Here is a 23,071-nt window from a genome sequence, read left to right as displayed (position 1 = left end):
AGAGGTGGCTAACCATGTTAAAACTCGGGCTTCAATTGTACACACTACGTGATTTATTGGAACAAGATTTCAAAGGAACGCTGGCTAAAGTCGCAGAACTCGGATATCAAGGAGTGGAGTTCCATCATTTTTATGGATACTCAGCGGAAGAAGTTAGGTCATTGCTTGATGAGCTTGGTCTCGAAATGGTAGGTACGCATGTACAGTACGATAGTTTGGTAAACGATTTTGATCAAGTGGTTTCTTATCACAAAGCGATCGGGAACCGCAACATTATTGTACCTCACTTATCTGAAGAGCAGCGCAGCGACTGGAATTTAGTCTTTGCGAATCTCAAAGAGATTAGTAATAAGTTGAAACCACACGATATGGTCCTTTTATATCATAATCATGATTTTGAACTGACTGAGAAAATAAATGAAAAAACAGCACTGGATACGCTATTCTCTACACTTCCTGAAGAGGTGTTAGCTGAGCTTGATACTTGCTGGATACACTATGCTGGTTACGATCCGGTGGAGTACATCGCTGCATACGAAGGAAGATTGCCAATTGTTCACTGGAAAGATCTAAAACGAAACTCAGATGGAAGTCCGCTGACTGTCGAGCTCGGTCAAGGTGAAGTAGATGTAGCAGCAGTAGGTGATGCAGCGGATAAAGCAGGAGTAGAGTGGATTGTTGTCGAACAGGATTACTGTACGAATCCCCCATTAGAAAGCATTGAAACCAGCCTAAATTGGATCAAACAATATGTGAATAACGGAGGAAAAGTAAATGTCTAAAACAGTAAAAGTAGCCATTATCGGTTGCGGAGGTATTGCAAACGGTAAACATATGCCAGCATTATTCAAACAGAAGAATGTAGAAATGATTGCATTCTGTGACATTCAAAAATCTCGTGCAGAGGAAGCAGCAGAGAAGTTTGGTGCAGAAGGTGCAAAAGTATATACAGATTATAAAGAACTATTAAAAGATCAATCCATTGATATTGTTCATGTTTGTACACCTAATGATTCTCATTCAGTTATTACTGTAGCAGCGCTTGAAGCAGATAAACACGTCATGTGTGAAAAGCCAATGGCAAAAACAACAGAACAAGCACAAGAAATGATTGATGCTGCAAAACGTACGGGCAAAAAGCTGTCGATCGCCTATCAAAACCGCTTCCGTAATGATAGCTTGTATCTGAAAGAGCTCATAGAAGAAGGAGAGCTTGGGGATATTTACTATGGTAAAGCCATTGCTCTTCGCCGCCGCGGTGTTCCTACTTGGGGTGTATTCCTCGATGAAGAGAAACAAGGCGGCGGGCCGCTGATTGATATTGGTACACATGCACTCGACCTAACCTTATGGCTCATGGATAACTATAAGCCGAAGAGCGTGATGGGATCTGTGTTCCATAAACTAAGTAACCGTGAAAATGCGGCAAATGACTTTGGTCCTTGGGATCCAGAAGAATTTAAAGTAGAAGATTCTGCTTTTGGTTTTGTTACGATGGAGAACGGAGCAACCATTCAGGTGGAAGCAAGCTGGGCACTAAATGTCGTAGAAACAGGCGAAGCTCAGACCCTTCTTGCAGGTACAGAAGGTGGAGCAGATATGAAAAATGGTCTTCGTTTGAACGGAGAGAAACGAAGCAGATTATTTGATCAAAATATTAACCTTAACGCAGGCGGGGTTGCCTTCTTCGAAGGTTCAAGTGAAACAGAGTCAGATCGTGAAGCAAGAATGTGGATCGAAGCGGTTACTGAGGACAAAGAACCTCTGGTAAAACCAGAGCAGGCACTGGTTGTTACTCAAATCCTTGAAGCCATTTACGAATCTGCACGTACAGGAAAAGCAGTGTATTTCGACTAATACAGAGTACAAACGAACTATAGATGCAATCTATTATTGGGTAATAGAAAGGAGAACTCGAAGTAAGCAGGGAAGAATTTAGTTACAAGCTCGCTTCGAGTTTTCTATACCCGTCTTTCATTCTACTTAACATAGAACTAGGAGGGAATTTATTATGAAATTAGGCGTATTCGCTGTACTTTTTGGTGACAGAAGTTTGGAAGAAGCACTCGACTATATCGCTTCTCAGGGACTCGGTGCAATTGAGATCGGCACAGGCGGAAATCCAGGGGACGCACATTGTAAACCAGCAGAACTTCTAGAGAATGAGACGAAGTTAAAAGAATTTAAAAAAGCTGTTGAATCTCGTGGTTTAACCATCAGTGCACTAAGCTGTCATGGAAATCCGCTTCATCCGCAGAAAGATATCGCTAAGAAATTTCATGATGACTTTGTAAATTCGGTAAAACTTGCTGAAAAACTCGAAGTACCCGTTGTTAACACCTTCTCTGGATTGCCGGGTGATCATGAAGATGCTAAATATCCAAACTGGCCTGTAGCGCCTTGGCCAAATGACTTCCAAGAAGTATTGAAATGGCAGTGGGAGAACAAACTGATACCTTACTGGACAGAATGGGGAAAATTTGCATCTGATCATCAGGTTAAAGTTGGTCTTGAACTGCATGGCGGATTTTCAGTACACACACCAGCCACTTTGCTTCGTTTGCGTGAAGCAGCTGGAGAAGTGATCGGAGCTAACCTGGATCCGTCTCACATGTGGTGGCAAGGAATTGATCCGGTAGAGGCGATCAAGATTCTTGGACGCGAGGGCGCAATTCACCATTTCCATGCGAAAGATACAACAATAGATCCAGTTAACGTAAATATGTATGGTCTGACTGATATGCAGTCTTATACAAATATGCAGACTCGTGCTTGGCAGTTCCGTACGGTTGGATACGGTCATGATATAAAAACGTGGGCAGATATTATAAGTGCCCTTAGACTTGTAGGTTACGATTATGTTGTCAGCATTGAGCACGAAGATGGCTTGATGTCTATTGAAGAAGGTTTTTCAAAAGCCGTCCACAATCTCAAACAGGTTCTAATTGAAGAGCCGATTGGCGATATGTGGTGGGTGTAAAATTTTAGGGGGAAATAAATATGGTTAACGTCACGATTTGGAATGAATTTGTCCATGAGAAAATTCATGATGAGGCTAAAGAAGTTTATCCGGAAGGAATTCATAAAGTGCTTGCTGATGGTCTAGCGGGTGAGGGATACGCCATTCGCACGGCTACACTCGATCAACCTGAGCATGGATTAACCGATGATGTTCTAAATACGACAGATGTACTGATCTGGTGGGGACACATGGCACATGATCGAGTAAATGATCAGGTTGTTAGTAAAGTGGTAAAACGGGTATTAGACGGCATGGGATTCATCGTACTTCATTCGGGACACTTTTCTAAGCCTTTTAAAGCCTTGATGGGAACTTCTTGCGATCTCAAGTGGCGGGAAGCAAAAGAACAAGAAATTATTTGGTGTGTGAATCCGAATCACCCCATTGCAGAAGGAATTGAAAGTCATATCCTACTGGAACATGAAGAAATGTATGGTGAGTTTTTTGATATTCCTACACCAGACGAACTTATTTTCCTGAGTAACTTTGCAGGCGGCGAAGTATTTAGAAGTGGATGTACTTTTAAGCGGGGCGAAGGTAAAATTTTCTACTTCCGTCCGGGTCATGAGACATATCCAACCTATTACAATCCGCAAGTAATGAAGGTCATCAGCAATTCTATAAGATGGGCTCATCCTACTCCGCACACCAAACCGGTGTATGGTTACAGCGAACCAGTGAGACCGTTAGGAGATATTCTTGTTTAAAACCAAATTTCGCATAATAAAGAGTAGACTGCCGAACGATCGGCAGTCTATATTTTTATCTTTAAATAAACACGATAAAGCGTTGTTATAAGAAGTTTGTAGTGGTATAATAGCAATATCAGGAAAGGAGGTGCGTCAACATTTCAAGTACGATGTTGAACGTATCCCTTACCCGGTCCAGCAGTGTTTAACTAAAGGACACTTCTTGGAGGCGCGGGATACGATCATAAGCTTTGCAGCGCCACGGGTAGAGGGCCGTCTAAGGACGGTCCTTTTTTATTGATTTTAGCAAGAATAGAGTCAATCTGATCCATATAGGGTATTAAATGTAATAATCTCTTTTTTGACTATTTTTAATATTTCGTTTTCTTTCGGGTTAAAATATGTTAATATGAAATATACTAACTTATAGTAAGTTGTGTTTTCATGGAATTAGTTAAAGAGGTGAAAATAATGGAGAATCCACATCTTAAGATGTGTCCAAGGTTCGAAACTGCTTTTTCTTTTCTCGGTAAAAGGTGGAACGGACTAATTATTAAAACATTGTTAGACGGGCCTAAACGGTTTAAAGATATTTCCAATCTCATTCCACAGATGAGTGACAAGATGCTTTCTGAGCGAATGAAAGATTTAGAAGCAGAAGGTATACTAACACGCCATGTTTATCCGGAGACTCCAGTTCGTATTGAATATGAACTTACAGAGAAGGGGAAAGCATTAAATCCAGTCATGTCCCAGATTCAAAACTGGGCTGAAGAATGGATTGACTAGCAACAAAGCATTTGAAGTAAAACAAAGCATTATGAAGTGAAACGGAGCATTATTATAGTAAGTTTTGCACCTAAGACTCTTTATTTTCCTAAACCGAAAATAAGGAGTTTTTTTTCAAATAGGAGTAGTCCATGCACCTCTAGGCGGATTTTTGAGTATAATTCCGAAAAAGCCAATTATGGCGTAGGGAGGCTGATCACATGAATAAAATGTTCGTGTCCCGCAAAGTGGGTTATCCAAAACGCGAAGTTGACGTGCTCGAACGTGCATCCTTACAAGTTCAGTCAATCTATGACAGAGCAGCCTCGATGGCTAAACAGTATTATCTCTCTATAGACCTCAGTTATCCTACCGCTTCCCAGCAGGTTCCGCATACTTATTTTCAAAAATGGATATATACAATCAAGGGATGGAAGTTTCTTGGAAGTGAGTATACGCCAGAAAGTACAGAGAACCCCTCGGCAATTACAGATGTAAAAACAAGTCTTCATCTTTCGGAATTTCACCTTTCGAGCGATCCATCTTCTAGCATAAGTGAAAATACCAATACTTCGTTAATTAGTTTATGTTTACAAGCACTAATCTGGTCACAATATGAAAAAATAAGGTTGTTGCATCCTTTTCTTGGGGAAGACAGCTTTTATACAGAGGAAGAACTTGATATTATAGCAGCCTATTTTGTGCCTACTTACTTTTCGGAGAGACCGTTACGTACTTGTGGTAAAGCATATCGCAAACGAAATCTGTCTATTCCTATCTATCAAGAGAATTTACATACTTCTTCAGTTGTTTATTCCGCTGAATCTGGAATGGTAGAGGAGTGCTTAACGACGGGAGTATATATATCGGATCGGCAATTTAAAGGGCTTGGACCTTACATAAAGCACAGGTCTGGAACCCGGATCTTTATGCAAGCAGCAGTAGAATAGTCTCATGAATAATGTAAAGCCCTTCCTAGGGCTTTTTTTGTCATTAGTTGATCTCAGGGTATGGATAATAGTATGCTAGAGTTATGAGATTGACGGATATTGTCTAATTATAGCAATCATCAAATGGACTACACAATTGCTCATAGACTGAGGCCAAAAAAAGTAAGGTGGTGAGAGCATGAAAGTGCGAAATCCATTTACAATCCCCTCTATCATTCTGGTTGTGCTCGTTATATTGATTTCGGGTTGCAGTGCATGGAATGAAGACGTAGGTGGAGCCGAGGAAGGAACACCAGGTGAGGTTAACATGGTTGTGGAAGGTGGATTGTTTATACCGTCTATGAATCAATCCTTGCATTTACGTTATGATGAGGGGATGACGGTTTATGAAGCGCTGGACCGTGTAGCAAATCTATCGAAGGAGTCAAATCAGATACTTTCGGTCGGATCTACTGTGCTTGATGATACGTTACAGTGGAAGGTAGAGAAAAACAATAAAGTTATTAGTGCTGATATGTGGGGACAATCCCTAAAAGACAAAGATTCACTCAAACTGTCCGTCATACCTGTTACACCTATAGATATGAGCCAAACGGGTGGTTCGGGGGTTACTCTCGAGTTAAGTGGCGGATCAAATAATCCAGAATTACGATTTACGATAGCAAGGCTATATGATCCCACGCTCACGGTTAGAGATCTGCTCATGAGTACCGATTCTGTGCAGTTGTCCGACAATAAGAAGCATCTTCAATCTATAAATGGTTATGCCCCTCGAATAACGGAGAGATGGATGATGAAGGTGAATAACAAGGAACTTGCTGAACATGGACTTGATATGGTTTTAGATCCAGGTGATGAAGTGCGGATTGAAATCGTAGAGAGAATCTAGTAAAACACAAAATCATATATAGATGAATCAATTTCATAATACCTTTAGTTGCTTTAATCAGGGGGATATAGATCAAAATGGTTCTATTTGTCTATATATAGTTACAAATTTATCGTTTTAATGAGTTATGAAATTGATTCAGATGTGTTAAGAATGAAAGAAGCCGATTTCCTCCAGAGGAACCGGCTTCTTTCTTATTTTAAATACGGCAGATTTCAATGGGGCATTGTTCACATCTGCAAATTTCACGGAGAGAATTTAGTTCTCTAATGATAATGTAGCCACCTTCATAAGCAAGAGAACCTTTTTTTCGAAGCTCCCCGAGCATTCGGTTTACGCTTTCTCTAGTAGCTCCAATCATGTTAGAGAGGTCCGTATGTGTCAATTTCTTATTAATGCGGATACTTCCATCGGCTAGTTGCTCACCATAAGTATTGCCGAGACGAATCAGTGTAGAACATAGAGCTCCCTGTTTACCATACATCATAAGATCACGAAATTTAGTCTGTGTAATACGGTGGTAGATTCCCATCCATTTCATAAAGTCAATTGCGAAGTCACCGTATAACCCAATTAATAACTCAAGATCAGCAGTTTCAATAATACCGACTTCACTTTCCTCAAGCGCTTCTGCAGAGAAGCTGTGCCGACTTGAGAAGAAGGGATCTGCATGACCTGTCATATCTCCATCTTGATGGATGTACATGATGAGTTCTTTACCTTCATCTGTTGATTTAGTGACTTTGATCCGCCCCTTCTTTATATAGAAGAGTTTATCTGCAGTGTCTCCTTCCCAGAAAAGATGAGACCCTTGGGGGAAAGTACGTTCCTTCATGGAGTCAAAAAGGCGGTTCAAATTCTCTTTGGAAAAACAATTGGTATTTCCTTCGGTCTTTTCTAATACATTTGTATAAGTCATCATGATTTCCCCCTAGCTTTTATCGTAGATAAGTTCCTAAACATGAGAACAGTCAATTGTTAATGTGATGTAAGTCTTTGAATACCTCAAGTATATACTTATGAATATGATTTTTGGGCCTTGTAGAGAGGGAAACTGTGACGAAATTCTAAACTTTGTGATTCATTTCACTACTTATAGATGTATCTTAAAACTTTGTGAATCAATTCACAAAATATGTGAAAATAATCACAAACTTAAGTTTTTTTTTATGCTACGATGAACTCGTAGAAAAGAGAGAAACAAAATATATAGACATTTTGGTAGGAGGATGAATCACATGGCTGTTAATAAAGAAGAAGTAACAAAGGAAGTAACTGCCAAGGATTACATTAATGAAATCGTACTAAAAGGAAAGAAAGCTCTCGAATCTTTTATGGAACTCGATCAAGCTGCAGTCGACCAAATTGTTCAGGCTATGGCACTTGCTGGGCTGGATCAACACATGCCTTTAGCTAAGATGGCTGTAGAAGAAACGGGTCGCGGTGTTTATGAAGATAAAATCATTAAAAATATTTTCGCTACAGAATATGTTTATAACGGAATTAAATATGATAAGACAGTTGGTGTCATTGAGGACAATGAATTTGAAAACTGTCAAAAGATTGCAGAACCTGTTGGCGTGATCATGGGGATTACACCGGTAACGAATCCAACTTCTACGACAATGTTTAAAGCACTGATCGCTATTAAGACACGTAACCCAATTATCTTTGGTTTCCATCCATCTGCACAAAATTCAAGCCGTGAGGCTGCGCGTATTCTAAGAGATGCTGCAATTAAAGCAGGTGCGCCGGCAGATTGTATCCAGTGGATTGATGAACCTTCCATGGAAAAAACAAATGAACTTATGAATCATCCTGACATTGCGCTGATTCTTGCTACAGGTGGGGGAGCAATGGTAAAAGCAGCATACAGCTGCGGTAAACCTGCTCTTGGCGTAGGTCCTGGTAACGTCCCTTGCTTCATTGAAAAAACAGCTGACTTGAAACAAGCGGTGAATGATCTGATCTTGTCTAAATCTTTTGACAACGGAATGATCTGTGCTTCTGAGCAAGCAGTTATCATTGAAGAACCAATCTATAATGAAGTTAAAAAACTATTAATCGACAATGGATGTTATTTTGTAACGAAAGAAGAAGTAGCAAAACTTACCGCTGGAACAATTGTTGCTGAAAAATGTGCTGTGAATCCAAAAATTGTAGGACAGTCTGCTGTGAAGATTGCTCAAATGTGCGGAATCCATGTTCCAGAAGGAACTAAAATTCTTATTGCTGAAATTGACGGAGTTGGACCAAAATTCCCGCTTTCTGCAGAAAAACTCAGCCCTGTTCTTGCTTGTTACAAAGTAAAAACAGCGGATCAAGGTATTGATCGTGCAGCAGAAATCGTTGCTTTTGGCGGAATGGGTCACTCTTCGGTTATTCATTCTAATAATGATGATGTAATTAATCGTTTTGCAGATCGTCTGCCAACATGCCGTATTCTGGTGAATTCGCCTTCGACACATGGGGCAATCGGTGATATCTATAATTCTAATATTCCTTCGCTTACCCTCGGCTGCGGATCGTATGGTCGTAACTCGACTTCTTCTAACGTGACTGCAGTCAATCTAATTAACGTAAAAAGGGTGGCGCGGAGAACAGTGAATATGCAATGGTTTAAAGTTCCAAACAAAGTATACTTTGAAAAAGGTGCTACTCAGTATCTTGCCAAAATGCCGGATATTTCCCGTATTCTTATCGTAACCGATCCAATGATGGTAAAACTCGGTTATGTAGAAAAAGTAGAACACTACCTTCGTCAACGCCGTGTACCTGTCGCCATCGAAGTATTCTCTGATGTGGAGCCAGATCCATCGACAACAACGGTAGAACGCGGTACGGAACTCATGAATCAATTCCAACCTGACTGTATTATTGCTCTTGGCGGTGGTTCGCCAATGGATGCTGCCAAAGCAATGTGGCTGTTCTACGAGTACCCGGATACAAGTTTCCACAACTTAAAACAAAAATTCATGGATATTCGGAAACGGATCTACAAATATCCGCGTCTGGGACAAAAAGCACAGTTTGTAGCCATCCCAACGACTTCGGGTACGGGTTCTGAAGTAACTTCGTTTGCGGTTATTACTGATAAGAACAACGGTAATACGAAATATCCGCTGGCTGATTATGAACTTACACCTGATGTAGCCATAGTAGATCCTGAGTTCGTATACAGTTTGCCTAGAACAGCAGTTGCTGATACAGGAATGGATGTACTTACCCACGCAATTGAAGCATATGTATCAGTAATGGCAAATGATTATACAGATGGTCTTGCTATTAAAGCAATTCAGCTTGTGTTTGAATATCTCGAAGCATCTGCACTCACAGGGGATAAATTGGCCAGAGAAAAAATGCATAACGCATCGACGATTGCAGGTATGGCATTTGCGAATGCATTCCTTGGAATTAACCACTCCCTTGCTCATAAATGGGGAGGACAGTACCACACGGCCCATGGACGTACGAATGCAATCTTGTTACCGCACGTTATTCGTTATAATGCGAAGAAACCAACGAAATTTGCATCTTTCCCTAAATATTCGCACTTTATTGCGGATCAGCGTTATGCTGAGATTGCAAGAATATTGGGATTACCTGCAAGCACAACAGAAGAAGGGGTAAACAGCTTGATTCAAGCTATTCGAGATCTAAATAAAAAACTCGGTATCCCTGAATCTTTCCAAGCACTTGGTTTTGATGCTAAAGATTTCGAATCGCGTGTAGATTATTTGGCGGATCGCGCTTTTGAAGACCAATGTACAACAGCTAATCCGAAGTTGCCTCTGGTAACAGAACTCGCTGATGTGTACCGTAACGCTTTCTATGGTAATTTTGATAAATAAGTAAGGATAAAAATAGCCGAGCTGAGAGGGGATAATCCTGGTTAGCTCGGCTTTTTTATAGAAGGAAGAAAGTAGATGAATTCATGTTTCTTACCGATCTACCGACCGACTATAACAGAGAAATAAAAATAGAATAACAGTTTAAACTTTGTGATTTATGTCACAGAGTAGGTGTGAGATATGTTCTATAATTCAATGTGTAAAGCAGTTCCATGAAACAGTCGCTTCCCTTGAAAAGTGAAGAGAAGGGGTTATAACTAGCAAGGAAGTGAAAATAGTCACATAGTGTGACAGCTGTAGAAACAGTTTTACGGTTAGTAGGAGTACAGCTTTCATGGATTTTGTTCGGACCAGGCCCTTCCTTCACGCCTTGTCCTCTCAATGAGTCCAGATTAAACCAAAAGTTATTGGAGGGATTACCATGGCGGTAACCGAAAAAGAAGTGCAAAGTGTACAGTCGGGTTGGAGAAATTTTCAAAAAGGCAAATGGACAAAAGAAGTAAATGTAAATGACTTTCTACAAAAAAACTTGAAACCTTATGAAGGAAATGAAAGTTTCCTAGCAGGGGCTACTGAAAATACAAAAGCACTTTGGGAGATCGTAATGGATCTTACCAAAAAAGAAAGAGAAAATGGTGGAGTTCTCGATGTAGATGTTAATACACCTTCTACTATCGTTTCTCACAAACCAGGTTATCTTGATAAAGAGAAAGAACAGATTGTTGGGGTTCAAACGGATGCTCCGTTCAAACGTTCTATCCAACCTTTCGGCGGTATCCGCATGATGGTAGACGCTTGTAAAGCATATGGCTTCGAACTTCCGCAAGAAATTATTGATATGTTTACGACCATCCGTAAAACGCATAACCAAGGGGTATTTGATGCTTATACTCAAGAGATGAGAAATGCTCGTAAAGCAGGGATTATCACAGGTTTGCCAGATGCTTATGGCCGCGGTCGTATCATTGGTGACTACCGCAGAGCAGCACTTTACGGTGTGGATTTCCTGATTCAAGATAAAAAGAGAGAATTGAATGAACTTGAAGTTGATGTGATTGATGAAGATATCATCCGTCTTCGTGAAGAACTCTCAGAACAAATTCGCGCACTGCAAGAACTGAAACAACTGGGTGAAATGCACGGTTTCGATATCTCCGGCCCAGCACGTAATGCGAAAGAAGCTTTCCAATGGGTATACTTCGCTTACCTTGCAGCAATTAAAGAACAAAATGGTGCGGCAATGTCTCTTGGTCGTGTATCTTCCTTCCTTGATATCTACATTGAACGTGACCTGGAAGAAGGAACACTTACTGAGCAAGAAGCTCAAGAGCTTGTAGACCATTTTGTAATGAAACTTAGAATTGTTAAATTCCTGCGTACACCAGATTACAACGAACTGTTCAGTGGAGACCCAACATGGGTTACTGAATCCATCGGCGGTATGGGTATGGACGGAAAAACTCGCGTAACGAAAAACAGCTTCCGTTTCCTTCATACGCTTTATAACCTTGGTGCAGCTCCAGAGCCAAACTTAACTGTACTTTGGTCTGAACAACTGCCAGAAGGATTTAAAAAGTACTGTGCGAAAGTTTCCATTGAAACAAGTTCCATCCAATATGAAAATGATGATCTGATGCGTCCAATCTACGGGGACGATTATGGTATTGCATGCTGCGTATCCGCAATGCGTATTGGTAAACAAATGCAGTTCTTCGGCGCACGTGCAAACTTAGCAAAAGCACTTCTGTATGCAATTAACGGCGGTGTGGATGAAAAACTGGGTATGCAAGTTGGCCCTGAGTATCCTGCAATTACATCTGAAGTATTGAACTATGACGAAGTCATGAAACGTTTCAAACCAATGATGGAATGGCTGGCAAAACTTTACATGAACACACTAAATGTGATTCACTATATGCATGATAAATACAGCTACGAGCGTATTGAAATGGCACTGCATGATCGTGACATTCTGCGCACAATGGCTTGCGGTATCGCTGGACTTTCGGTTGCTGCTGACTCCCTCAGCGCAATTAAGTACGCTAAAGTTCGTCCAATCCGTGACGAGCGCGGTATTGCTGTTGATTTTGAAATCGAAGGCGACTTCCCTTGCTACGGTAACAACGATGATCGTGTAGACCAAATTGCTGTTGAACTGGTTGAATCGTTCATGACGATGATTCGTAAGCACAAAGCTTATCGTAATGCGATGCCTACGCAGTCCATTCTTACCATTACTTCTAACGTTGTATACGGTAAGAAAACAGGAACTACACCAGATGGACGTAAAGCAGGCGAACCGTTTGCACCAGGTGCTAACCCAATGCATGGACGTGATAAAAAAGGTGCGCTGGCAAGTCTTAGCTCGGTAGCAAAACTGCCATATGAGCACAGCTTAGATGGAATCTCTAACACATTCTCCATTGTTCCAAAAGCACTGGGTAAAGAAGAAGAAATTCAAAAAACAAACCTGACTTCCATGATGGACGGTTACTTTGGAAGTGGCGCGCATCACTTAAACGTTAACGTATTTAACCGCGAACAATTGATTGACGCAATGGAACATCCAGAAGATTATCCGCAGCTTACAGTTCGTGTATCCGGTTATGCGGTTAACTTCATCAAACTGACAAAAGAGCAGCAACTTGATGTTATTAACCGTACGTTCCACGGCAGTATGTAAGTAAAAATCTGTACGCACAAGCGGGTGCGTGGAAGGATGATGAAATGATGATAAAAGGACATATTCATTCATTGGAAACTTTCGGCACTGTCGATGGGCCAGGCATCCGCTTTGTGCTCTTTATGCAAGGCTGTCATCTTAAATGTCAGTATTGTCATAACCCGGATACGTGGGCACTTGACGGCGGGAAGACAATGACACTGGAAGAAGTTCTAAGTGAAATTGAGCCTTACTTGAATTACTATAAAAGTTCTGGCGGCGGTCTGACGGTCTCTGGTGGTGAACCAACACTTCAAGCTGGCTTTGTAGCAAGCCTTTTTCAAGAAGTGAAAAAACGTTGGAACCTTCATACCACACTGGATAGCAATGGATTCAATGATATGAACCGTATAGAAGAATTAATTGATGCAACGGATTTAGTTCTTCTTGATTTAAAACATTTCAATGATGAAAAGCATAAAGTGCTGACTGGAAAATCCAATGAACGGATGCTGGAGACAGCTCGCTGGTTATCAGATCATGGTAAGAAGATGTGGATTAGACATGTATACGTACCTGGTATTCATGATGATGAAGAAGATCTGCGTAACTTGGGACGATTTATCGGGACACTGGAAGGCGTCGAAAAGTTCGAGATTCTGCCTTATCACCAAATGGGTATTTATAAATGGGAACTTCTAGGCAAAGAGTATCCGCTCGAAGGAGTACCATCTCCAACACAGGAAGAAGTAGACCGTGCATACCGCATTATTGAAGAAGGACGTATGGAATCACAGAATCTTCGTTTTTCTTACTAAAAAACGTAAAATATGATTTAAAAGATCTCCTTATTTACTAGGGAGATCTTTTTTTGTTATTCGAGGATTTTATCCCTCCATTACTGAAATGTCGTCCTTACGCTCGAAATAAAAAGTTTTATAATAAAAATTGTAAAGCAGATGTAAATTTAATCCAGGACAGAGTGACTTAGGGGGAGGGTCATAAAATGTTGAAGAAAAAGTTTGGTACGATGATGTCTATTATGCTTGCTGCATCACTAACTCTGGCTGCGTGTAGTAGTGGTAAAGAAACACCACCCGCTGCCGACCCAGGTACATCGGGGGAAACACCGCCGGCTGCTTCTACGGAACCTTTTGAAATGACACTGCGTCATACGCAAGTTGGGGCTGACAAGCAAAGACGTCTCGCCATTCTGCAAGATGTGATTAAAAAGGTAGAAGAAGAAGTTGAGGGGGCATCCTTTACACTCGATGGCGTGGACTCTGATGTAAACCGTAAAGAAAAACTGCGGGGAGAAATGGCGGCAGGAAACCCGCCAGATATTTTCGACCTTTTTGGAAGCCCCGATGCAAAAGTATATGCTAAAGAAGGAATGCTGCTTAACCTGACTCCAATTTTAGATGAGCTAGGCATCTCAGATAAGTTTTCATCGCTAGAACCGTTTATATATGAAGGAAACGTATATGGACTTCCTATCGGGGGATCCGGTGAAGGATTCTTCTATAACAAAGAGTACTATGAATCAAAAGGTTGGAAAGCGCCTACAACGTTCGCTGAGCTGGAACAACAGCTTGCAGATATTAAAGCAGACGGAAAAGTACCCCTTGCTGGTGCATCCAAAGCAGGATGGGTCCCGCTTATGCTGACTAACCATCTCTGGTCTCGCTACGCGGGTTCTGATGTGACAAACAAATTTGCAACCGGAGAAGCAAAATGGACTGATCCTGCGGTTGTCAAAGCTTTTGGAAAGTATCAGGAGTGGGTTAATAATGGATATTTCAAAAAAGGTGAACTTGGATTTGAATATGCTGAATACACGACTCAGTTTACTAGCGGTGAAGCGATTCTAATGTACGACGGTACCTGGAAATCTTCTGTATTTAAAGAAGGTCAATCCGGTGAAGGACTGATCGGAAAAGTAGGGTTCTTTAACTTACCTGCTGTTGATGGTGGAGCAGGGGACCAAACATCACTAATGCGTGATGTGAACAACGGTTATGGTTTTGCCGCTTCTGTAGCAGAAGATCCGCAAAAACTCGCAGCTGTAAAATCCTTTATCAAAAATCTCTACAATGAAGAGATGCAAATCAGAGGTCTGGTGGAGGATGGCGTACTGCCTGCGATGAAGTTTGATGAAGAGGTATTAACAAAAAATATTACGGATGATCTGATGAAAGAAATCGTAGCCGTACTCAATGCATCTGAAACCTCTTTCCCGGCATTTGATTCTCTTGTTCAGGCTGATGTGACGACGGAGATTAGTAATATCCAAATTCAAAAACTGATTGGTGGTCAAACGACTCCTGAAAAAATGGCAGAGGATCTGCAAAAAGTTCAGGAAGAAGCAAACTCAGCAGTTGAATAAAGGATAGAAAAACAAAGGGCTACGTACCCCGGACGCCGTCCGGGGTTTTTCTTACTTATTAGCAGAAAGTAATAGCGTATGGTCATCAAGAAGATCCGAATACAGGGTTGTTTATTGGAGGTTTTTGCATGAACAAATCACTTCGTAATCCGCTAGTATATATCTTATTTATTTTTCCGGCGCTGCTCTTATTTTTCATGTTTTTCATATATCCCATTTTCAGTTCCATTTATTACAGCTTCACCAGCTGGAACGGAGTTTCCGCAAATCCGAAGTTTATAGGTTTTTCTAATTATCTGAAAGCCCTCGAAGATGAACGGTTCTGGGAGTCAGCGAAGAATAATGGTTGGTTTATTGTATTCTCCTGCTTTATCCAAGTACCGCTTATTATTTTTTTCTCCCTGTTAATTGCAAACGTCAAGAAACTAAAAGGCTTGTATAAAACAGCCGTTTTTCTGCCTTCGATTATGTCTACTGCTGTCATTGGAATCCTGTGGGGGTTTATATATGAACCGAATATCGGCCTCTTAAACAAGCTGCTTGGCCTCATTGGGATCGAACCTTTGTACTGGTTATCTGATGAAAAGTACGCCATGTTCTCTATTCTGTTAACGAATGCTTGGCAGTGGACGGGTTTTTATATCATTATGGTACTCGCAGCCATTCTGTCTATACCGCGTGATTTGGATGAAGCTGCAGAAATTGATGGTGCAACACGGTTGCAACGTGCGCTTTCTATAACACTTCCCTTAATTAAACCTATCATCTCTGTAGTGATCATGTTATCCATTGCAGGGGCAATGAAAGCTGCGGATATCGTTATCGTTATGACCAAAGGCGGACCGGCAGGCTCCACAGATGTACTGGCAACTTATATGATCAAGTATGCAATCACAAACTTTAAATACGGTTATGGTAACACGATTGCCGTACTCATCTTTATCTTTACACTGATTCTAACGGCACTTTATCAGCTGTTTATCGCTCGCCGTAGTGAAAGGATTGAATACTAAGATGACCCCACTAAAAAAATCAATCCCTCATATTTTTTTATTTAGTTATTTGCTGGTTATTCTATTTCCCTTTTTGTTCGTTATTTTCTCTTCTGTTAAGAAAGATAATAATGAGATTGCACGAAATCCATTTGGATTTCCAAAAGAATTTGTGTTTACTAACTATGTAGAAACTTGGGTGAACGCCAAGATTGGGACGTATTTTTTCAATAGCATGTATATCTCCATCTTAGCTTCGGTTATATCCATTCTGCTTGGTGCTATGTTTGCTTTTGCAGTAACGAGGATGAAGCACGGCAGATGGAATGTAGCACTCTTCAGTCTTATTCTCGTTGGCATGCTTATTCCGAACAACTCGCTTATGCTGCCTATTTATCTACTTGTACGAAAAATGAACATTCTAGACACGCACTTAGCGCTTATCATTCCTTACATCGCAAATGCGCTGCCTTTCACTATTATTATTTTAGCGGCATTCATGCGATCACTTCCTAGTGAAATTGAAGAAGCTGCGGTCATGGATGGGTTGAGAGCTCCTGGTATTTTTGCTAGGATAGTTTTACCTCTTACTATTCCTGCGATTGTTACCGTTTTCATTGTTAACTTTCTTGGGAATTGGAATGAGTTTTTGCTTGCTAACTATTTTTTATCTACAGACACGCTCCGCACGCTTCCAGTAGGTATGGTTCAGTTCCGAGATCAATATCAGATGAACTATGCCCAGATGTCCGCAGGTATTGTATACAGTGTAGTGCCTGTCATTATTATCTATGCTGTATTGCAAGAGCAAATTATCGAGGGCGTTACAGCAGGCAGCGTGAAAGGCTAAAGGGGTACTGTTTGAGAAAGATGATATAGGGAGAAATGCCGAATGAATCTAAGAATGAAACTTTATATGGCGTTTCTTTCTCTCATTGTCATTCCCATGTGCGTGATGGGGATCGGAACGTTTCTCGTTACTTCTCATACGATTGAGAAAAAATATAGCGAGCAGGCCGAGTATTCCCTTAAATCTATCAGCTACAGCATAGAGAACGTATTTCGCGAGATGAATAATGTGACGGATAATGGAATTGCATCGTCCGTCTTTCATATGGCTCTTATTGCTGATAATCCAGTGAATCTTGGAGAAGGAGATCAATTATCTCTGAATGCAAGTCAGCGGAATTTTCGCAGTCTTCTATATAATTATCCGGCAATCAGTTATGCGTTTTTATATAATCTTCAACCAGCACCTGGGAACCGGATTGTATCTATTTTTACAAAGGAAAATTTCAATACCTTATCTTTTGATGAATTCAAAAAACATGCCATATACAATGAAGTGAAGCAGTTAAACGGAGTTCCTAGGTGGATTGCACCATTTGAATATCCGGAATTCACAGGAAACGAACCTGTATTTACTCAGATCAGACTAATAAAAGAACTAAGTTATTTCCAAAACATCGGCATTCTTGTAGTACAAATTCAGAATTGGGAAATTGATCGGATTTTTCGAAATCTCAGTATGAGCGGTGCGCAGGATACTCATTTTATGATGGTAAATGATGATGGACTCATCGTCTATGATCCTTCAAGAACGTACCAAGGTCAGCATATGTCAGAACTGATGGAACAAGAAAAGTCTTTTTCGAAAGGGTATGAAAGTTTAAAAGTAGGATTCGATGGCAGGGAAAGTATTGTCTCATCTTATCAGATGAAGGATTCTCCTTGGCATTTAATATCGGTTACTTCCTGGAAGTCATTATCACAGGAAACGACGGTTCTAGCGAAGTGGTATGTCATTATTATCATGGCTTGTCTGCTTGCAGCCCTCATGTTCAATATTCTGTTTATGAACCGAATTACAGGTACAATTGCTGTGCTTGTCAGGTTTATGCGCAGAGTGGAACGAGGCGATTTTAGCGCTAGAGTGGAAGGTAAAGGTTATGATGAGATGCAGCTGTTAGCCCAAGGATTTAATGATCTGATGGATAAAATAAGCAGCCTATTCTCCAGGGTGAAGGCGGAACAAATGCAAAAAACAAGTGCAGAGCTAAGGGTTCTTCAAGCTCAGATTAAGCCGCATTTTCTATTTAATACACTCGAATCGATTAATGGTCTTGCCCTCCGAGGAGAAGGTCGCAAAGTGAGCGAGATGGTAACGAGACTCGGCAGCATTTTGCGGATTAGTATTCAAGAAAAAGAAGAAATAACGTTACAAGAAGAAGTTAAACATCTAAAGAGCTATCTTGAAATTCAGAAGTACCGTTTTCCAGATCTTTTTGAATATGAAATGGATATTCCCTCTCGGCTCGAATGTTTTCCGATGCTTAAGCTAACGCTCCAGCCTTTAGTGGAAAACAGCATTCAGCATGGATTTGAAGGAGTTGAATATAAAGGTAAGATTAACGTTAGTGCATGGGAAGAAATGGGGAAAGTGATCCTGCAAGTGGAGGATAATGGACTGGGCATGGATAATGAAGTTCTTAGCAGATTTGAATATATGTTAAAAGAAACTTCTAACTGGCCTGATCATAAAGCGATTATAAAAAGCCCGGTTATGTCTGAAAGACGTGGTCTTGGGGTGAGAAGTGTAGCAGATCGAATTCGAATTCAATATGGGGATCACTATGGGATTTTTATCTGCTCTTCGAAAGGTCATGGAACAGTGATACGGTGCATACTGCCTAAAAACGATTGGGGGGATCGGCCTTGAATCTAAAGGTATTGCTTGTAGATGATGAACAACCGATTCTGGATAACCTGACTGAATTTATTTCCTGGGAAACATTAGGGATTGAAATTGCTGGAACTGCACGAACGGGCCGTGAGGCGCTGGAGCAAATTTCTGAGTTTGACCCTGATTTAATTCTATGTGATATTCGTATGCCGATCATGGATGGTCTTTCATTTATTAAGCAGTATCGTGAACGGAATGGAAAAGCTGAAATTTTACTGCTTACCGGGTATCAGGAATTTGAATATGCAAGGCTTGCCCTTCAGCAGGGAGTGAGGGAATACATATGCAAGCCTATCGATTATATAGAGCTGGAACAGACAATCAGCCAGTTAGCTGATTATATTATGAAGAAAAAGATGAAGGAAAAGGAAGGAACTTTACAGCAGGAACAAATGAGTAACTGGATTCGGAGGAAATGGTTGCTCGAATTACTTCTTGGCGAGTCAAAAAGTTCATATCCTCTTATTCCTCAATCTGAAGTACATGAAGAGAAAAATCGGTATACCCTCATCCTTCTGGATGCTCAGGATTATTTTCGCAGAGCCATGTTTTGGTGTGACGAGGAGCGGAAGAACTGGCATGAAGAGGTGCGCGAAGCTTTAGAAAGGAAACTGGAGAAGCTTGTCCCTCCTGGAATTGTCATTCAAACAAGAGAAGGCGAATGGTGCATTGTTATTGAGCAAAGCTCTATTTTTAATAGATCAAGTTTTAATCAAGAGGGATTATGTGAATTGAAACGAACGTTTGAAGAAGTAGCGGGGATGTCCGTACGTTTATACTCCGAGGGAGAAGAGGTTGTCTTCTCAATGCTAGCCGAGCAGTACCGAAAAGCACAGCAGGCAGTGATCCATATGGAACATTCGGAGCTCCTTACGATGCGTAAGGATGTATTAGATGAAGAGAATGATTGGATGTCCCGTACTTGGTCAGATCGACTCACTTTAGGAATTAGGCATCAGAACAAGGACGAGATTTCGAACATTTTACATCAGCTATATAATAAAATCTGTCTTCAACCCGAAGAGATACCTGGCAAGGCAGTGAAATATTTTCACTATGTGGTTGTTCATATGCTGCGCGAGATGCATGAGATGCGTTTATTAAAGCCGGAGGATGAAGAGAAGTTCTGGAATGTGATGCTTCAACCTCTAACACTCAGAGAATTATATGAACTCGCCCTTACCTTGACAGAAAGATCCGGTGAAGAGCAGCCTAAAAAATCAGCAGGTTTACTGGTAGCTTCTGCTAAAGATTATATTGCCTCGCGCCTTGATCAGGATTTGGGCATAGAAGAAATGGCAGATCAATTGAATATTAGCCCCAGCTATTTTTGTCAGTTGTTCAAAAGCCATTTTGGAGTGACATTTGTTGAATATATTACAAAAGAAAGAATGGAATCAGCCCAAAAACTGCTTGCTAGAACAGATCGCAGTATTGCATCGATTGGCGCTTCAGTTGGATACCGAGAAAGGCGATATTTCTCGAAGGTATTCCACAAATATTATGGAATGAAACCATCAGAGTATCGCGAGATGGCAGCTTCAAATCCACTGGTCACTGCTGATCATAATAATCAATAAGTAAAAAAACGTATAAACAGCATTTCTTTGATGCCAGGTAACTGTCAAAGGATGCTGTTTTTTGTTGTTTCCCGTAAAGTAAAGAGCAACTTTTCAGGACTAGGTGCGTCTAATAGAATGACATGATAAGGAATATATACAAAATAGATACAGAGGGAGTCGGAGAATGAAATTCAAGAAATTAACGATGCTCACCATATTAGCTCTATTTTCACAAGTGGTACCAGCATACACGGCAAGCGCAGAAATGAGTATGGATGAACCTGTTTCAAGTTCGATTATTCAGGAAGAATCACGGCTTGAAGCACCAGCTAACAAAGAAATGAAAGTGGAAGGGAAAACGGATGGGTCAAGTGTAACAGAACCAAAAGAAGATGCGGTCAGTGGAACAAAAGAAACAGCCACAGAAGAGGCCGACACAGAAACTACGGTTATCACAGAAGGAACGGTTACAGGAACTGTAGAAGAGGTTACATCAAATCCAGAGGATCAGAAGACTCCTGTTCAAACAGAAGAAAATCCGGTGGTTCCTGAATCTCCAGTGGTTCCAGAAGTTCCTGATATTCTAGAGGTACAGCCGCAAAGCAGCAGCAGTCAGTTGATCCTCTATTATAATAGTAAAAAAATGGTCCAAGACGGTGTGACTTATTATGCACCCCAGCCGTTGCAAGTAAAAAATGGTGTATCTTATGTACCGATTCGTGCATTGGTTGATCGGGTTGGATTCCGGGTCTTATATAACCAAGCCACGAAAGAAACGAGCATCATTCAAGGAAATAATGAACTGAAGTTCAAAACAAACAGTAATAAATACAAGGTTAACGGTGTAACGAAAACCATGAAAGGAACTTCATATCAGACTCAAAATACCTTTATGGTGCCTCTAACAGCGATCACGGCAGCACTTGGGATCAAGTATAGTGTAGTTAATAAAAGCATTGTTATGAATTTATCTACAAAACCAATTGCGAGCTTCAGCATATCACCTTCTGAAGTGTATGCAGGACAAGCTGTTACATACAAAGTAGATGGGTTTTCTCCAAAAGGTCTGTCCATCATAAATGAACGTTGGGAAGGAAAAAAAGACGTATTTGATGCTCCGGGAAGATTTACGATTAAATATTATGTACAAGACTCTAGTGGTACTTGGAGTGACCCCTATTCACTTACAGTCAATGTCCTGCGTCCTAATCAGCCGCCAGTAGCTTTGTTTGTAACGGATAAAGAAGAATATAAAATGGGCGAACTCATTACGTACACAGATCAAAGTTCAGATGATGAAGCTATTGTGAAAACAGAATGGAATAATAATGCACTTGCCTTTTTCACACCAGGTCCAAAAACAATCAGCCTGACAGTAAAGGATAATAAAGGATTAACTAATACCTACCAAAAAACGATTATCATTACGAATGAAACGCTCTATTCGTTAACCGAGTTTAATCAGTTATTTACACCCATTGGAGATAAATTCTCCTTTGATGGATCGACTGTTCCTACGTGGGCAAAAGTGAATTATTCGTATACGGACTATCCGAGCACCTTACTTCGCAGTAACAGCCCGGAAACGGTGTATAAGGAAGGGATCGTATATAAAGATATAGCGGTAGGCAACACTCGTTTCTTAATTCACCATAAAAATAATACAGGAAAAAAAGTAAAAATGTACGTTGTAGCGACAAACAATAATTCTGCAACAGCAATTCTGCGTACAGAAAATCTAGGATTTGCTGGACCAAGCACTATCGCACAAGCAGCTGGGAAAAAAGCGGTTGAGCGTTACTTTACCACGATGCAGGATGATTCAAAACGTACAGCGACTACATTAAAACCAGGCGAAAGCAAGCTAATCTTGACAGATATGAGCAAAACAAGCATGAAGCAGCAGGAGATCATTTCATTACTGTCTGATGTGTATTGTGATTATCCGATTGAGTATAACGTCGTGATTATTGATGAAAATTCAGATCCGCTGAAGGTACTGTACCGACTTCCTATTCTGGACCGGGATGGAGTGCATAATCGGGGCACCTATCCAAATGCAACCCGGGAGATTACTTACAGCGATCGCCTTGGAGAGAAGCCAGAGCGCCTCGTGATTGGGGATAATAACGATGATCCGAATCTGTCAGGGATAGATCCGATGGTCGGTGTAGAAGCTTCTAATTCCGGTAACTTTGGAGTACTCTATAAAATAACGCTGGAGCGCGTTGCGCCTAATACACTCATTTCCTTTAATCCAAGAGGAGGCACGTATACGGGTTACGCCATGGTCAATGGAGAGATAACTCCTCTTTATACAGATGGCGCAGTCAGAGCTCCTAATGAACAGGCCGTATTATATCGTACGGGAGAGTATGAACGGAAAGTAGAAATTTTACTCACAGCAGCACCGGCAAGCAGCCTTCCCGTTAACCTGTTGATAGCACCATTACCAAGTAAGAATTAAGGATTAACATAATAGCAGGATGGAAAAAGGACTCTTTAGATCATAAAGAGTTCTTTTTTCTGCAGCAATAAAAGAGGATTCTATGTTCGT

Annotated in this window: 17 protein-coding genes; 16 read left to right on the top strand and 1 reads right to left on the bottom strand. The window is 40.8% G+C overall.

Going from position 1 to position 23,071, the window contains the following annotated elements; translation table 11 throughout:
• Positions 1–14: 14 nt before the first annotated feature.
• The 7 genes from QPK24_RS16975 to QPK24_RS16945 all read left to right on the top strand — a co-directional run bounded on the left by QPK24_RS16975 (position 15) and on the right by QPK24_RS16945 (position 6,318).
• Positions 15–782, top strand: a complete 768-nt coding sequence (locus QPK24_RS16975; protein WP_285743160.1) for a sugar phosphate isomerase/epimerase family protein — start codon at positions 15–17, stop codon at positions 780–782.
• Complete coding sequence (locus tag QPK24_RS16970) at positions 775–1,857, top strand: Gfo/Idh/MocA family protein (RefSeq protein ID WP_285743159.1); 1,083 nt, start codon at positions 775–777, stop codon at positions 1,855–1,857. The genes QPK24_RS16975 and QPK24_RS16970 overlap by 8 nt, the downstream gene beginning before the upstream one ends.
• Before the next feature lie 154 nt (positions 1,858–2,011).
• Entirely contained in the window at positions 2,012–2,980 is a 969-nt protein-coding gene (locus tag QPK24_RS16965) for a sugar phosphate isomerase/epimerase family protein (RefSeq protein WP_285743157.1), read from the top strand.
• A 20-nt stretch (positions 2,981–3,000) separates the two neighbouring features.
• The gene (locus QPK24_RS16960; protein WP_285743155.1) at positions 3,001–3,729 is read left to right on the top strand and encodes a ThuA domain-containing protein; all 729 of its coding nucleotides are present in this window, start codon (positions 3,001–3,003) and stop codon (positions 3,727–3,729) included.
• A 453-nt stretch (positions 3,730–4,182) separates the two neighbouring features.
• Positions 4,183–4,500 (top strand): winged helix-turn-helix transcriptional regulator, encoded by a 318-nt coding sequence (locus tag QPK24_RS16955; RefSeq protein WP_191799125.1) that lies wholly within the window; start codon positions 4,183–4,185, stop codon positions 4,498–4,500.
• A 200-nt stretch (positions 4,501–4,700) separates the two neighbouring features.
• Positions 4,701–5,429 carry a hypothetical protein gene (locus QPK24_RS16950; protein WP_285743152.1) on the top strand — a complete coding sequence of 243 codons (729 nt, stop codon included), beginning with the start codon at positions 4,701–4,703 and terminating at the stop codon, positions 5,427–5,429.
• A 178-nt stretch (positions 5,430–5,607) separates the two neighbouring features.
• Entirely contained in the window at positions 5,608–6,318 is a 711-nt protein-coding gene (locus QPK24_RS16945) for a hypothetical protein (protein WP_285743149.1), read from the top strand.
• Between the two features lie 199 nt (positions 6,319–6,517).
• Here QPK24_RS16945 and QPK24_RS16940 read toward each other — a convergent pair whose 3' ends face one another.
• Positions 6,518–7,240: a Crp/Fnr family transcriptional regulator gene (locus QPK24_RS16940; RefSeq protein ID WP_285743147.1), complete on the bottom strand. Its 723-nt coding sequence runs from the start codon at positions 7,238–7,240 to the stop codon at positions 6,518–6,520.
• Positions 7,241–7,556: 316 nt separating this feature from the next.
• On the opposite strand from QPK24_RS16940, the gene adhE reads away from it, so the two are divergent.
• The 9 genes from adhE (at position 7,557) to QPK24_RS16895 (ending at position 22,981) form a co-directional block, all read left to right on the top strand.
• Positions 7,557–10,169: a bifunctional acetaldehyde-CoA/alcohol dehydrogenase gene (gene adhE / locus QPK24_RS16935; RefSeq protein ID WP_285743145.1), complete on the top strand. Its 2,613-nt coding sequence runs from the start codon at positions 7,557–7,559 to the stop codon at positions 10,167–10,169.
• A 421-nt stretch (positions 10,170–10,590) separates the two neighbouring features.
• A complete protein-coding gene (pflB, locus tag QPK24_RS16930) occupies positions 10,591–12,852 on the top strand; it encodes a formate C-acetyltransferase (protein WP_285743143.1) in 2,262 nt (753 codons plus the stop codon).
• Between the two features lie 47 nt (positions 12,853–12,899).
• Positions 12,900–13,649 carry a pyruvate formate-lyase-activating protein gene (gene pflA, locus QPK24_RS16925; protein ID WP_285749389.1) on the top strand — a complete coding sequence of 250 codons (750 nt, stop codon included), beginning with the start codon at positions 12,900–12,902 and terminating at the stop codon, positions 13,647–13,649.
• A 188-nt stretch (positions 13,650–13,837) separates the two neighbouring features.
• Entirely contained in the window at positions 13,838–15,217 is a 1,380-nt protein-coding gene (locus QPK24_RS16920; RefSeq protein ID WP_285743141.1) for an ABC transporter substrate-binding protein, read from the top strand.
• Positions 15,218–15,345: 128 nt separating this feature from the next.
• Complete coding sequence (locus tag QPK24_RS16915) at positions 15,346–16,230, top strand: carbohydrate ABC transporter permease (RefSeq protein ID WP_285743139.1); 885 nt, start codon at positions 15,346–15,348, stop codon at positions 16,228–16,230.
• A gap of 1 nt (position 16,231) precedes the next feature.
• Positions 16,232–17,059 carry a carbohydrate ABC transporter permease gene (locus QPK24_RS16910; RefSeq protein ID WP_285743137.1) on the top strand — a complete coding sequence of 276 codons (828 nt, stop codon included), beginning with the start codon at positions 16,232–16,234 and terminating at the stop codon, positions 17,057–17,059.
• 42 nt (positions 17,060–17,101) lie between these two features.
• Positions 17,102–18,928 (top strand): cache domain-containing sensor histidine kinase, encoded by a 1,827-nt coding sequence (locus tag QPK24_RS16905; RefSeq protein WP_285743135.1) that lies wholly within the window; start codon positions 17,102–17,104, stop codon positions 18,926–18,928.
• The gene (locus tag QPK24_RS16900; RefSeq protein ID WP_285743133.1) at positions 18,925–20,532 is read left to right on the top strand and encodes a response regulator; all 1,608 of its coding nucleotides are present in this window, start codon (positions 18,925–18,927) and stop codon (positions 20,530–20,532) included. The genes QPK24_RS16905 and QPK24_RS16900 overlap by 4 nt, the downstream gene beginning before the upstream one ends.
• 166 nt (positions 20,533–20,698) lie before the next feature.
• Entirely contained in the window at positions 20,699–22,981 is a 2,283-nt protein-coding gene (locus QPK24_RS16895; RefSeq protein ID WP_285743131.1) for a stalk domain-containing protein, read from the top strand.
• The last annotated feature ends 90 nt before the right edge of the window (positions 22,982–23,071 follow it).

This window comes from Paenibacillus polygoni, assembly GCF_030263935.1.
Classification (GTDB): Bacteria; Bacillota; Bacilli; order Paenibacillales; family Paenibacillaceae; genus Paenibacillus; species Paenibacillus polygoni.
The sequence above is the reverse complement of the archived record's forward strand: the minus strand, read 5'-3'. Positions and strand labels throughout refer to the sequence as shown.

Excerpts from the sequence above, each read along its gene's own strand:
- QPK24_RS16975 (WP_285743160.1), top strand. The coding sequence starts at position 15 with ATGTTAAAACTCGGGCTTCAATTGTACACACTACGTGATTTATTGGAA.
- QPK24_RS16970 (WP_285743159.1), top strand. The coding sequence starts at position 775 with ATGTCTAAAACAGTAAAAGTAGCCATTATCGGTTGCGGAGGTATTGCA.
- QPK24_RS16965 (WP_285743157.1), top strand. The coding sequence starts at position 2,012 with ATGAAATTAGGCGTATTCGCTGTACTTTTTGGTGACAGAAGTTTGGAA.
- QPK24_RS16960 (WP_285743155.1), top strand. The coding sequence starts at position 3,001 with ATGGTTAACGTCACGATTTGGAATGAATTTGTCCATGAGAAAATTCAT.
- QPK24_RS16955 (WP_191799125.1), top strand. The coding sequence starts at position 4,183 with ATGGAGAATCCACATCTTAAGATGTGTCCAAGGTTCGAAACTGCTTTT.
- QPK24_RS16950 (WP_285743152.1), top strand. The coding sequence starts at position 4,701 with ATGAATAAAATGTTCGTGTCCCGCAAAGTGGGTTATCCAAAACGCGAA.
- QPK24_RS16945 (WP_285743149.1), top strand. The coding sequence starts at position 5,608 with ATGAAAGTGCGAAATCCATTTACAATCCCCTCTATCATTCTGGTTGTG.
- QPK24_RS16940 (WP_285743147.1), bottom strand. The coding sequence starts at position 7,240 with ATGATGACTTATACAAATGTATTAGAAAAGACCGAAGGAAATACCAAT.
- adhE (WP_285743145.1), top strand. The coding sequence starts at position 7,557 with ATGGCTGTTAATAAAGAAGAAGTAACAAAGGAAGTAACTGCCAAGGAT.
- pflB (WP_285743143.1), top strand. The coding sequence starts at position 10,591 with ATGGCGGTAACCGAAAAAGAAGTGCAAAGTGTACAGTCGGGTTGGAGA.
- pflA (WP_285749389.1), top strand. The coding sequence starts at position 12,900 with ATGATAAAAGGACATATTCATTCATTGGAAACTTTCGGCACTGTCGAT.
- QPK24_RS16920 (WP_285743141.1), top strand. The coding sequence starts at position 13,838 with ATGTTGAAGAAAAAGTTTGGTACGATGATGTCTATTATGCTTGCTGCA.
- QPK24_RS16915 (WP_285743139.1), top strand. The coding sequence starts at position 15,346 with ATGAACAAATCACTTCGTAATCCGCTAGTATATATCTTATTTATTTTT.
- QPK24_RS16910 (WP_285743137.1), top strand. The coding sequence starts at position 16,232 with ATGACCCCACTAAAAAAATCAATCCCTCATATTTTTTTATTTAGTTAT.
- QPK24_RS16905 (WP_285743135.1), top strand. The coding sequence starts at position 17,102 with ATGAATCTAAGAATGAAACTTTATATGGCGTTTCTTTCTCTCATTGTC.
- QPK24_RS16895 (WP_285743131.1), top strand. The coding sequence starts at position 20,699 with ATGAAATTCAAGAAATTAACGATGCTCACCATATTAGCTCTATTTTCA.